Genomic DNA, 13,208 nt, shown 5'->3' with positions numbered 1-13,208 from the left:
TCCTATGTAAGTGATATTCTCTCAATATCCATCTATTGCAAACAAACTTAACCCTTCAAGTGAGATAGATTAAATGAATTTTCTTAAAAAAATGGTGGGAGAATTCTTAAATTTTTCTTAAGATTCTTTTCCTCTACCATATTATAGCCGTATATGGCCCTCATGATAAACAAGTTGATGAAGTACCATACTCAACATTTATAAGCTACACTGAAGACAGTGAGTTTAACCTAGGACCATTTCACATTTCATTTTTAAGAAATGTACACCCAGTCGAAGCTTATAGCATAAAAATAACGTGTGAAGGCAAAGAGGTAGTATATACAGCTGATACTAGTTTTACAGAAGAATTAGTCCAATTTGCCAAAGATTGTGATTTACTTATAACAGAATGTAGTTTATATACAGGTATGGATGGTACGAAAAGTGGTCATATGACGGCAGAAGAAGCTGGAATTCTGGCGAAAAATTCAAATGCGAAACAAGTTCTCTTAACCCATCTACCTCACTATGGTAATTTACAAGATTTGCTCAACAGTGCAAAAGAACAGGGGAACGAAAACATTCGATTAGCAGAAAAAGCGATGCTAATAGACATTTAGAAGAGGGATTCCTGAGAATCGGTAAAGGTTTCTCAGACATCCCTCTTTTTATCTATTATCATACAGGACCTAATTAGTTAAAAAAAATCCTTTTTATATTGTATAGCAAGATATATACCAGAAGCGATGAATGCAAGGGAATATTTAAATAAGAAGAAAATTTGCCACATATATTCTTTTGGGAAAATCACGTCGCACAAAATGACTCCACACAGCATAATGAGCAAACTCTTTAAAGTTATTTGATTTGTTCTTTCATCAGCCTTACCCATTTTTTTATAAAATACGTATATCAGAATTACTCCGACTAAAAGTGATATCATACCGATACCAATAAGCATATTCCAATTACCATTTGATTTTTCTGCCCATGTTTTTAATGGATAAAAGATGGTATTTGATAGTTCCTCAATTCTCATTTTGATCCCTTCCTTTCACATAAGTAAAGATTTCGTTAACATCTACGTTAAAGAAATCAGCTATTCGATAAGCTAAAACGAGAGAAGGAGAGTAATTATTCTTCTCCATTACATAAATAGTTTGTTTCGATACTCCTACAGCGTCAGCCAATTCCTTTTGGGACAATCTTTTTAACACTCGGTGCTCATACACTTTATTGACAACATAGTCCTCAATTTCTTCCTTCAAGGTCAACACCTTCCTTTTTTTACTATACACTCACAATACACTATACTTATACAAAAGTAAAGTAAACTTATACAAAAGATAAAAATTATTATACAAATCAAGAAAATAAAAAAGGTTAGACTCCTATTGTAGAATCTAATCCTTTCTCCATTTTTTTCAATAAAGATAGACGGCAAGGCTTAATCAGTACCCACTGTTTCTATGAATTCAGTTGTTTCTTTACTTATTTCCTTATACCGATTCCAATGAAGATAATGGTGTCCCTCTAATGTAACAATTTTACTAGCAGGGGAATGAGTTAACTGTGTCTTGTAAAAGGTCACATTGTTTTTCCCATCAGCTGTTACCTTCTCATCTTTCGTAGTGAAGAATAATACTGGCATGTTATCAGGGAATGTCATCGTAACTGTTTGGTTAATATTATATTTTAACGCATTAGCTTCAGTAACTATGTTTTTGTTATAGCCCTTCCAAGCAGAAATCGCCTTGGTTATTTTTAAATTTTCTTCGGAATATGTGTCAGATTCAGCAATAGGTAAGAAACTTTCAGAATCCATATATAATGCTAATCTTGCTATTCCAGTTGGTGCCAAATAACTTAAATACTTAGGCATTGTAGGCGGATTTTCACCAAAATACTCTAATGCCTGTGGTAAGGTGGGGTCTATTCCAATGATTGCTTTCACTTCTTCTGGATATGTGTTCGCAAAGTACATACAGTAAATTCCAGATATTGAATGAGGCATCAATATGTAGGGTCCTTGTATGTTAGATTCTTTCAGAGCCATTCTTATTTCGTCTATGATGTTTTCTACTGTTCGTTCCTTGTTGGTGATATCACTCCATCCGTATCCAAATGGCTCTACCACGACAACCTTGTTACTCTTTGACAGTTCATTTATCAATGGTTCAAAATCGAGTGTTGGTGCTGCAGTTCCAAGGCCACTTAGTAAAAGGATTGTGTTATCTCCATCACCTTTTGTATAAATGTGCATATTCTTCCCATCAACCTCAACTAAATTGCCTATTGGCGTGTGTCTTTTTTGTTCAAATGCTGTCATTGCATTACTGAAAATGATCCAAATAACAAATACTGATAATATAGATAATAAAAAATTTCTTAACACGATCCAATGTTTACTTTTCTGTTTCGTTTTTTTCATATCTTGATAGGACCTGCTTTCTTTTTTTTCCATTTTACCCTTTGGATAAAAGTGCAGAAATGAACCGTAGAAGTATTTTAAGCTAGGCCTTGAGGCTTATTGGGATAGACTTCCAATTAATGAGTACATATTTTTTTCTGAAATTATTAATGTTTAAAGTGCACTGATGTTGATAAGAAGTGATTAAGCATGATATAAGTGTAAAGGAAGTTATAACATTATTTATTTGATGAATTACATTGACAGATAGACACGTATTCACAATGAGAGGATTTGAGTTCGATTATGATAGATAATTTCTGGCGTGATTTACCACGACCATTTTTTGTACTTGCACCAATGGAAGATGTAACAGATGTAGTGTTTCGTCATGTAGTAAGTGAAGCAGGAAGACCTGATGTGTTTTTTACAGAGTTTACAAATACGGAGAGTTATTGTCATCCAGAAGGAAACCGTAGTGTGCGTGGGCGTTTGCTTTTTACCGAAGATGAACAACCCATGGTTGCGCATATTTGGGGAGATAAGCCCGAATATTTCAGGCAAATGAGCATTGGTATGGCGGAGCTTGGATTTAAAGGGATTGATCTTAATATGGGTTGTCCTGTGCCTAATGTGGCGTCTAAAGGGAAGGGCAGTGGACTTATCCTACGTCCAGAGGTTGCGGCAGAACTCATTCAAGCAGCAAAAGCGGGAGGATTGCCTGTCAGTGTGAAGACAAGACTTGGCTACACCGAAGTAGATGAGTGGCAGGAGTGGTTAACGCATATATTGAAACAAGATATTGCTAATCTTTCCATTCATCTGCGCACAAGGAAGGAAATGAGTGAAGTAGATGCTCATTGGGAGCTGATTCCAGAAATTAAGAAGCTTCGTGATGAGATCGCACCAGATACACTTTTGACAATCAATGGTGATATTGCTGACCGTCAAGTTGGCTTGGAGCTTGTTGAAAAATATGGTGTTGATGGGGTAATGATTGGACGCGGAATTTTCAAGAATCCATTTGCCTTTGAAACAGAACAGAAAGAACATAGCAGTGAAGAACTTCTTGATCTGTTAAGGCTGCATCTTGATCTCCATGATAAGTATTCAAACGAACTAGAGCCACGTCCATTCAGAGCTCTTCATCGCTTTTTTAAGATTTATGTCAAAGGATTTCGAGGGGCAAGTGAACTTAGAAATCAATTGATGAGCACTAAGACAACAGATGAAGTTCGTGCCATGCTTGATAACTTTGGGTAAGAATGATGTAACCTTCAAAAGGTGAGAATGATAAATAGGCTGGACTGAAGACGGAATAGAACCGAATTCAGTCCAGCCTATATTTGTGAATAATTATATTTGAAGAGAAGTCAAATGTTGCGAATTATTAGTATCTATCGTAGTGTCACCTTTAATTAATTCTACATCAACAACGATATTATTTACCGAATCTTTATCCTTTGTTTCTATCATACTAATAATTGTATTACTTAATATTTTTCCTAATCGACTGATAGGTTGTGAAATGGTAGTGAGTTTCGGTGTTTGTAGCATTCTTGTGAAACTATGATAATCATAACCGATAATTTTTAGTTGTTCAGGAACCTTAATATTATTTTCGATTGCATGTAGATATAAAGCATAGGCTAAAATATCATTACTACAAAATACTCCATCAAAATGAGAAAGGGTATCTGCAATTTCGGTTCTTATGAAATCCCTAAAATATTGAAAAGTTAGGTTATCCTGTGTTGCCTCAACGACTTCAAATTCAATATTATGTTTCATACAAGTCAGCCTAAAGGCATCAGATCTCCTATTTGGTAAAAGGTCTAGTTTGAGTGGACCGGATAAGTGTAATAACTTCTTACAACCAGATGCAATTAAGTGTTCAGTGGCAATTTCTCCACCTTTAAAATTATCAGAAGACACATAAGGGAATTGATTAGCGATAATACGATCAAATGTTACTATAGGAAAGTTAATTTGTGTGTATTCTCCAACGTCTAATGTATGACTACACATAATAATGCCATCAACTCGATTTTCTTTAAGCATTCTGATATATTTTGCTTCTTTTTCTGATTGATCAAGAGAATTACAAACTAGAAGTTTATAGTTGTTAGCGTTTGCATTAATTTCAACATGTTTTACTAATTCTGAGAAGAACGGATTATTAGAATCTGGGACAATGATACCTAAAATATATGATTGACTTTTTTGGAGTGCACGAGCGATTTGGTTTGGGAAGTAATTGATTTCAGCCATCGCTTTTTCTACTTTTTCCCTTGTTTCTTTTCCAATATAGCCACGGTTGTTCAATACCCGTGATACCGTGGTCACGGAAACACCAGCACGAATCGCAACATCCTTTATATTCACCATAGGATCAACTCCTTTTTATAAACACAATATAAGAATCAAATTTACTAGTATATACATCGTATTATAACTGAAATACAATGAATCACTTAACAGAATTAAAGAACGTTCGCCAATGTGTGGTAACCTTACCACATGATTTTTTGAGGGATTTTATTGATATTTTATGGAAAATGGTTAATAACAACCTCTAAACGTCTATTTTACACCCTGTTGTTACACAAAATTTTTAATTATTTTATTAAAAAAAAGAAAAAATGAATAATTTATGAAAACGTTTGACATATATATCATAGCATAGTAACATTCGTAATGTAAGCATTTACTAAAGCGTTTACTTAACATTTTTACTTAAAGGGAGGATTTACAATAATGAAAAAGATCTTTTCAATATTAACGACAGGAATCATTGCATCAAGTGTTCTTTTAGCAGGCTGTGGTTCAAGTTCTGATGGTAGTTCAGATTCGGGCGCTTCAAACGGAGATAAAATTACACTTGAAGTATACCAAGGGAAAGTTGAAATAAAATCTCAATTTGAAGAAATGGTTAAAGAATATGAAAAAGAAAATCCAAACATAGATATTAAATTTACGGCTGTAGGTGGAGGAACAGATTACTTAGGGTCTCTAAAAACAAAATTTGCATCTGGTGACGAGCCAGAAATCTTCAGTATTTCAGGACCGTCTGAAGCTGAGCAATTCAAAGATTATTTAGCAGATCTTTCTGATACAGAATCTGCAAAACTTGCTTTTGATGGTACTCTTGATGCTGTAACTGAAGGAGAGCAAATCCTGGGATTACCGTATAATCAAGAAGGATATGGGCTCATCTATAATAAAGCAATGTTTGAAGAGGCAGGTATTGATCCAACAACAATCAAGTCTTTTGATGATCTTCAGAAAGCTGTAGAAACGTTAGATAGTAAGAAAGCTGATTTAGGAATTGAAGCTGTTTTTGCTCTAGCAGCAAAAGAGAAATGGGTTATTGGTAATCACTTAGCGAATGTATATTTAGCACCAGAATTTAATGATAATGTGTTAGAAGCTTATAATGCTAAAACAGTTGAATTTCAAAGAGGTGATGAACTGAAGAGAATGCTAGATCTTCAAGTTGAATATTCAGTTCAACCGACATTAAATATTGATTATTCACAACAAGTTGAGCAATATTTCTCATTAGAGCAGGTGGCAATGATTCAACAAGGGAACTGGGTATTTCCATCAATTGAGCAAATGGATCCTGAATTAGCGCAAAATATTGGTGTATTAACAATCCCTGTTGAAGGTTTTGAAGGAAGTATTCCTGTTGGAGTTCCAAACTATTGGGCTGTAAATAAGAATAAAGATGAAGAAACAATTCAAGCTGCGAAAGACTTCCTTGATTGGATGAATACATCAGAAGTTGGTAAGGATACTGTTGTGTCAGAATTTAATTTCATTCCTGCATATGAAGGATATGATGTAAGTAAAATCGCTGACCCTCTATCAAAGGATATTTATGAGTATTCATCAAATGGAAATACTGTAGGATGGGTATTTGCAGGTTATCCAAGTAATGCTTGGGGAGACATTTTAGGTGCAAACATGCAGAAGTACATTGCTAATGAAATGTCATGGGAAGAAGTAATAAGCGATTCTATTAAGAAATGGGAAGAGCCAAGGAATTAATTAGTTAAAGACAAGCTAACAAAGATTTAGTGTCTTTGTTAGCTTGATTACTTTAAACGAAAGCTTCCTCAATAATGAGGATGCAAGAATCGATATGGGAGGCGTTATTGTGAAGAATCGAGACCTGACATTTTGGTTATTCCTAACACCAGTGTTCTTGGCTTTAGGTATTGTCATTATCGGCCCTTTATTATTAGGTACTTACTATTCTTTTACAGATTGGAATGGTTTAAGTGTCACGAAATTCGTTGGTTTAGACCATTATATGAAACTATTTAATGATACAGGCTTTTTAAATTCTATCTGGTTTACAGTGAAATTTTCAGTAGTAACTGTTATTTTGTTAAATGCCTTAGGATTGGGTTTAGCTGTTCTTGTCACTCGAAAGTTGAAATCTAGTAACTTCTTAAGAACGATCTTTTTTATGCCGAATTTAATTGGCGGTCTTATCCTAGGTTTTATCTGGCAGTTTATTTTTGTAAATGTGTTTGGAAATATTGGACAAATATTAGGAATACCAGCACTTCAAGGTTGGTTAGCAACAACAACTACAGGTTTTTGGGGAATGGTTATCTTAACATGCTGGCAAATGGCTGGATATATTATGATAATTTATATCGCATATTTACAAAATATCCCTAATGAGCTTATTGAGGCAGCAGATATGGATGGAGCTAATAGTTTCCAACGTTTTAAAAATATTATTTTTCCTCTAGTAGCACCAGCTTTCACTGTAAGTATGTTTTTAACATTGTCATCATCATTTAAAATCTACGATCAAAACCTATCTCTAACAAATGGTGGCCCTTTTGATTCCACTCAAATGGTGGCTATGGAAATCGTAAGAACAGCATATTCACAAAATCAGTTGGCGTATGGTCAGGCGAAAGCAATTATATTCTTTGTTATTATTGCAATCATTGCATTAACTCAAGTTTATTACAATAAAAAGAGAGAGGTGGACATGTAATGAAGAAGCAGAAACGTAATATGTACATTATAGAAATATTAGCGATATTGCTTGGATTAATATGGCTATCTCCTTTTTATCTAATGATTGTTAATGCTTTTAAATCAAAAAAAGAAATTTTTATGGGTGTTTTAGGTTTACCAGAAGCGTTGGATTTCTCAAACTTTGTGGAAGCCTTCCATGAACTGGATTTTTTAAACTCCCTTTTTTACTCCTTACTTATTACAGTAATTAGTATTTCAATTATTATTTTCTTTTCGTCTATGGCTGGTTATGCTCTGGCGCGAAATAAAAGTAAGTTAAGTGGATTCATCTTATTGATCTTTGTTGCTGCAATGTTGATCCCGTTCCAATCAGTTATGATACCGCTTGTTTCAATGTTTGGAAAAGTGGATATGTTAAATCCAGTAGGACTAATGTTTATGTATTTAGGATTTGGATGTAGCTTATCTATCTTCTTATATCATGGTGCGATGACTGGGATATCTAATTCTCTTGATGAAGCGGCAACAATTGATGGTGCGAATAAATTTCAAGTGTTTACACTTATTATCTTCCCGTTATTGAAACCAATTTCTGTAACGGTAGCTATCCTCAATACGATTTGGATTTGGAATGATTATCTATTGCCATCTCTCGTTTTAGGGCAAGATACTGCAACTATTCCTTTGAAGATGTTCTTTTTCTTTGGACAATATACTAAACAATGGCATTTAGCATTAGCAGGTCTAACACTTGCCATCATTCCTGTTATTGTAGGTTACTTCTTTGCTCAAAAGCAAATAATCGAAGGTGTTTCTGAAGGTGCTGTGAAATAGGTGAAAGATTGGTAAAAAAGCAAAGTAAGGAGGGATTATATGGGGAATACAGGAATTATAGGCGGTTTTCACCGGTTAAGTGAATGGATTATGCGTTTTTCGGTTTCAAATATACTGTGGATCCTATGTAACCTTCCGATTGTTCTACTTATTGTTGTGATAAAATACGGTCTACAATCTACTAGCTTGTTACATTTGATCATCCCTATTGGTATTTTAGCACCATTTGTATTTTTCCCTGCTACTACGGCGTTATTTGCTTCTGTAAGAGATTGGATGATTAAAGATAAAGATCGTCCTCTTGTGAAACAATATTTACTCTATTACCGTGAAAATTATCGAAATAGTGTATTGGTTGGTTTGATTCTAACTGTGATATGGTGCGTTTGGTTAAGCAATCTTTTATATTATCAAACGGAAAATACAATATTATTTTTTGCTTTTTGTGTATTTGGTATATTGCTCTATGTAGTGACGATTAACGTTTTTTCGATTATGAGCCATTTTCAACTAAAACTAGTTAGATTATTGCGTATGGCTTTCGTGACTACGATTGGAAAACCGCTGTTAACATTAATGATTTTTGTCATTAATGTGTTGTTTATTTATGGAAGTTTAGTAGCTCCGCTATTTGTTACACTGTTTTTTTCTATCTCCTTACTTGCTTTTCTTTCATTTTCAATCTTTTACAAATTGTATTTGCGTGTCATTTCGGGAGAATTGAATGGGGATGTAGGTTAAGAGTTAACAAAATTTATAGCACAAGATAAGGAGAGTAATTATGAATAAAGTATGGTGGAAAGAAGCTGTAGCATATCAAATCTATCCACGTAGTTTCATGGATTCAAATGGAGATGGAATAGGTGATATTCAAGGGATTATCTCTAAATTGGATTATATTAAAGATTTGGGGATTGATGTAATTTGGATTTGTCCTGTTTATAGCTCTCCCAATGATGATAATGGATATGATATTAGTGACTACCAAGATATTATGGCAGAGTTTGGAACAATGGCTGACTTTGACCAATTATTAAAGGAAGTTCATGACAGAGGAATGAAGTTAATTATCGACCTTGTCATAAATCATACAAGTGATGAGCATCAATGGTTTATTGAATCTCGATCTTCAAAAGACAATCCTAAGCGTGATTGGTATATCTGGCGTGACGGTAAGGATGGAAAAGAGCCTAATAACTGGGAGAGTATTTTTAGTGGATCAGCTTGGCAATATGATGAAAATACTGATCAGTATTATATGCATATCTTTTCGACAAAGCAACCTGATCTTAACTGGAGAAATCAAGAAGTTCGTTCTGCCCTGTATGAAATGATTAATTGGTGGCTGGATAAAGGAATTGATGGATTCCGTGTTGATGCAATAAGTCATATAAACAAAGAAGAAGGCTTAGAGGATATGCCAAATCCTAAAGGATTATCATATGTCCCTTCCTTTGATAAACATATGAATGTAAAGGGAATTCATGAATATCTTCAGGAACTAAAAGAGCAAACCTTTGCAAAATACGACATTATGACTGTCGGTGAAGCAAATGGTGTGAAGGTTGAGAATAAAGAGGATCTTGAAGAGTGGATTGGTGAAGAAAAAGGTAAGTTTAATATGGTGTTCCAATTTGAACATTTAAACTTATGGAACGCTGAAGATGATGAGTCACTTGATATTATTGGCTTAAAGTCAACGTTAACCAAATGGCAAAAGGCATTGGAGAATAACGGTTGGAATGCTCTTTTTATAGAGAATCATGACCAACCCCGTAGAGTTTCAACATGGGGTGATGATAAGACATTTTGGTATGAAAGTTCAACAGCATTAGCAGCGATGTATTTTCTGATGCAGGGTACTCCGTTTATTTATCAAGGGCAAGAAATAGGAATGACGAATGTTAAATTTAATTCGATTGACGATTACAATGATGTAGCAGATAAGAATATGTATCGTTTTAAACGTAATGAAGGTGTTTCACATGAGGAAATCATGAAGGTGATTTGGGCATCAAGCCGTGACAATTCTAGAACGCCAATGCAATGGTCTTCAGAAAAAAATGCTGGCTTTACAAATGGTTCTCCATGGTTAGGGATTAATAACAATTACAAGACAATTAATGTAGAGGCACAACTTAAAGATACAGATTCTATTCTTAATTTCTATAAAAAAATGATAAAAATCAAAAAAGAAAATAATGTATTTACTTATGGAAGTTACGATCTCATCTTGGATGATCACCCACAAGTATATGCTTATACTCGTACATTAGATCATGAAAAAATGGTGATTTTCTCAAATCTAACAGATGAGGACGCTACATGGAATGAGGCTTTACCATTCTTCGTTGAAAGCAAAGGCTTACTCTTATCTAATTATCATGTTTCAAATCATGAACCAACAAATAAGTTAGAATTAAAGCCATTTGAAACAAGAGTCTATCGTATTTAATAGCGAAATCATAATCAAGGGATAGGGGCTTTATTCTATCCCTTTTTTTGGGGGAAAGCACTATGTTTCACTTTGACAACAAATTAGAATTCCAGAATAAAGAGAATGATATCTTAACCATAGGCGAACTTCTCATTGATATGATATCAGACGACTATAATGATGAACATGAAACTAGTTCATATAAAAAGTATTTTGGTGGTTCCCCGTCTAATATTGCAATGAATGTAAAAAAATTAGGAATTAACTCTCTAGTGGCTTCATCTGTTGGAAGAGATACTTTAGGCTCGTTTCTTATAAATGAATTAAAAGTAGCTAGAATAGACACGAAATGTGTACAGACAGTAGAATATGCTACTAGTATGGTGTTAGTAAATAAGAGTAAGGGATCTCCAGTTCCGATTTTTTATCGAGAAGCAGATTACCATTTATCTTATACAACAGAAATTGAACAGGCATTAATCAACTCTAAAGTCGTCCATTTCTCTTGCTGGCCAATTTCAAGAACACCAGTACGAGACACGATAGAAAAAGTATTGGAAAGTGCAGAAAAAAACAACTTACTTGTAGGCTTTGATCCAAACTATCACCCAATGATATGGCAAAAGGGTGAGAATGGTATTGATTATGTGAAAGAAATCATTAGCAGGGTCGATATTGTCAAACCTTCGGAGGATGACGCAGAGAGATTGTTTGGTAAAGACACCGTTGAAAATCAAGTACGTAAATTTCTAGAGCTGGGAGCAAAACTTGTCATTATGACATTAGGTAAAGATGGTGCTATTGTGTCAAATGGTCAAGAGGTACATCGTTTCAAGACGTTTGCAACTAATGTAGTTGATACAACTGGTGCAGGAGATGCGTTTTGGTCTGGATTTTATGCTGCTTTAATTAAAGGACATACCATAAAAGAGGCGTTAAAATTGGGCTTTGCCGTTAGTGCCTTTAAATTACAATACACAGGTGCTGTAGTAGAATTACCGTCACTTGAAGAAATAAAAAATCTATATCAATGGTCGGAGGTATAATCGATGGCTGTAAAAAACCAAGTACAACTTATTACCTATCCAGATTCAATGGGAGGGAATTTAAAAACCCTTCATCAGGTACTAGCAAATCACTTTTCTGATGTATTTAAGGGTGGGATACATATCTTACCTCCTTTTCCTTCGTCTGGGGATAGAGGATTTGCACCGTTAACTTATTTAGACATTGATCCAAGCTTTGGTACGTGGGAAGAAGTCAGACGTATAGGTGAAGACTTTGATGTATTAGTAGATTTAATGGTGAATCATATTTCCAAACAGTCCCCTTATTTTCAAGACTTTCTAAAAAAGGGAAGGAAATCGGAGTATGCAGATTTATTTATAACCTTAGACAAAATCTGGGAAGATGGAAACCCTGTTCAAGAAGATATAGATAAAATGTTTTTACGAAGAGAGGTTCCTTATTCAACGTTTACAATTGAAGAAACGGGAGAAGAAGAAAAGGTTTGGACAACCTTTGGGAAAACGAATCCTTCGGAACAAATCGATTTTGATGTTCACTCAGACAAGGTAAAAGAGCTATTTACTGAGTTCTTTATGAATTTCAAAAGACAAAATATTAAAATTGTGAGATTAGATGCAGTTGGATATGTTATTAAAAAGTTGGGTACTAGCTGTTTCTTTGTAGAACCAGATATCTATAAGTTCTTAGATTGGGTCATGGAGCTTGCTAATTCCTTAGATATAGAATTACTACCAGAAGTTCATTCGCATTATTCAATTCAGTATAAGTTAGCTGAATATGGATGCTGGATTTATGACTTCATTTTACCTTATCGAGTTCTAGATACATTAACAAACAAATCGAGTGAAGCCTTGTTAGCATACTTAAAAGATCGACCAGAAAAGCAGTTTACAATGTTAGATTGTCATGACGGGGTCCCAGTCAAACCTGATTTAGATGGACTTATAAATACTAAAGAAGCTAGAAAATTAGTGGATATATGTGTTGAAAGAGGGTCTAATCTAAGTCTTATTTTATCTGATGAACATAAAGCAGAGGATGGGTTTGATGTACACCAAATTAGGGGGACATACTACTCCATGCTTGATTGTAATGATGATGCTTACCTTGCAGCAAGGGCTATCCAGTTCTTTGCACCTGGAGTTCCACAAGTCTATTATGTTGGACTACTAGCGGGTGAAAATGATGAAGAAAAAATAAGAGAAACTGGTGATGGGCGTGAAATAAATCGCCATAACTTCAGCGTTGAAGAAATTGAAGAGTCGCTAGATAAGGAAATCGTTCAAAGGCTATTAAAGTTGATCAGATTCAGAAATGAATATGCTGCATTTAATGGAGTGTTTAGTGTATTAGATTCAGATAAAGAAGAAGTGAAGCTATCTTGGACGAAAGACGAAAAGAAATGTACATTGTATATTAATCTTAACACGAATAAAACTGTGATTGATTATATTGATGAGAATGGAAATGAGGCTCAATATTTGGTCTAAGCCATAATATTTGGTTAGG

At 34.4% G+C, this 13,208-nt stretch carries 13 protein-coding genes; 9 read left to right on the top strand and 4 right to left on the bottom strand.

The window, feature by feature from the left end:
• The first annotated feature begins 110 nt into the window (after positions 1-110).
• Positions 111-602, top strand: coding sequence for an MBL fold metallo-hydrolase (locus F7888_RS11520; RefSeq protein WP_191779722.1), 492 nt, complete (start codon positions 111-113; stop codon positions 600-602).
• 77 nt (positions 603-679) lie between these two features.
• Here F7888_RS11520 and F7888_RS11515 read toward each other — a convergent pair whose 3' ends face one another.
• From F7888_RS11515 to F7888_RS11505, 3 genes are all read right to left on the bottom strand, one after another.
• Positions 680-1,021: a DUF2178 domain-containing protein gene (locus F7888_RS11515; RefSeq protein ID WP_191779621.1), complete on the bottom strand. Its 342-nt coding sequence runs from the start codon at positions 1,019-1,021 to the stop codon at positions 680-682.
• Positions 1,011-1,250: a helix-turn-helix transcriptional regulator gene (locus F7888_RS11510; RefSeq protein WP_191779619.1), complete on the bottom strand. Its 240-nt coding sequence runs from the start codon at positions 1,248-1,250 to the stop codon at positions 1,011-1,013. Before F7888_RS11510 ends, F7888_RS11515 begins: the two co-directional genes overlap by 11 nt.
• Before the next feature lie 179 nt (positions 1,251-1,429).
• A complete protein-coding gene (locus tag F7888_RS11505; protein WP_225228750.1) occupies positions 1,430-2,413 on the bottom strand; it encodes an alpha/beta fold hydrolase in 984 nt (327 codons plus the stop codon).
• Between the two features lie 285 nt (positions 2,414-2,698).
• Between F7888_RS11505 and F7888_RS11500 the strand changes: the two genes are divergently transcribed.
• Entirely contained in the window at positions 2,699-3,655 is a 957-nt protein-coding gene (locus F7888_RS11500) for a tRNA dihydrouridine synthase (RefSeq protein ID WP_191779617.1), read from the top strand.
• Positions 3,656-3,748: 93 nt separating this feature from the next.
• On the opposite strand, the gene F7888_RS11495 is transcribed toward F7888_RS11500, so the two are convergent.
• On the bottom strand, positions 3,749-4,780 hold the full coding sequence (locus tag F7888_RS11495; RefSeq protein WP_191779615.1) for a LacI family DNA-binding transcriptional regulator: 1,032 nt from the start codon (positions 4,778-4,780) through the stop codon (positions 3,749-3,751).
• Positions 4,781-5,149: 369 nt separating this feature from the next.
• Here F7888_RS11495 and F7888_RS11490 point away from each other — a divergent pair, with 369 nt between their 5' ends.
• The 7 genes from F7888_RS11490 to gtfA all read left to right on the top strand — a co-directional run bounded on the left by F7888_RS11490 (position 5,150) and on the right by gtfA (position 13,189).
• On the top strand, positions 5,150-6,445 hold the full coding sequence (locus F7888_RS11490) for an ABC transporter substrate-binding protein (protein ID WP_191779613.1): 1,296 nt from the start codon (positions 5,150-5,152) through the stop codon (positions 6,443-6,445).
• 109 nt (positions 6,446-6,554) lie between these two features.
• Complete coding sequence (locus F7888_RS11485) at positions 6,555-7,415, top strand: carbohydrate ABC transporter permease (RefSeq protein WP_191779611.1); 861 nt, start codon at positions 6,555-6,557, stop codon at positions 7,413-7,415.
• The gene (locus F7888_RS11480) at positions 7,415-8,233 is read left to right on the top strand and encodes a carbohydrate ABC transporter permease (RefSeq protein ID WP_191779609.1); all 819 of its coding nucleotides are present in this window, start codon (positions 7,415-7,417) and stop codon (positions 8,231-8,233) included. Before F7888_RS11485 ends, F7888_RS11480 begins: the two co-directional genes overlap by 1 nt.
• 39 nt (positions 8,234-8,272) lie before the next feature.
• On the top strand, positions 8,273-8,974 hold the full coding sequence (locus F7888_RS11475; protein ID WP_191779607.1) for a YesL family protein: 702 nt from the start codon (positions 8,273-8,275) through the stop codon (positions 8,972-8,974).
• A 40-nt stretch (positions 8,975-9,014) separates the two neighbouring features.
• Positions 9,015-10,688, top strand: a complete 1,674-nt coding sequence (locus tag F7888_RS11470; protein ID WP_191779605.1) for a glycoside hydrolase family 13 protein — start codon at positions 9,015-9,017, stop codon at positions 10,686-10,688.
• A gap of 62 nt (positions 10,689-10,750) precedes the next feature.
• Positions 10,751-11,716: a carbohydrate kinase family protein gene (locus tag F7888_RS11465; protein ID WP_191779603.1), complete on the top strand. Its 966-nt coding sequence runs from the start codon at positions 10,751-10,753 to the stop codon at positions 11,714-11,716.
• 3 nt (positions 11,717-11,719) lie between these two features.
• A complete protein-coding gene (gtfA, locus tag F7888_RS11460) occupies positions 11,720-13,189 on the top strand; it encodes a sucrose phosphorylase (protein ID WP_191779601.1) in 1,470 nt (489 codons plus the stop codon).
• The last annotated feature ends 19 nt before the right edge of the window (positions 13,190-13,208 follow it).

Origin of the sequence: Litchfieldia stipae, assembly GCF_014837155.1 — a bacterium.
Taxonomy (GTDB): domain Bacteria; phylum Bacillota; class Bacilli; order Bacillales; family Bacillaceae_L; genus Litchfieldia.
This window is presented reverse-complemented; position numbering and strand designations above follow the sequence as displayed.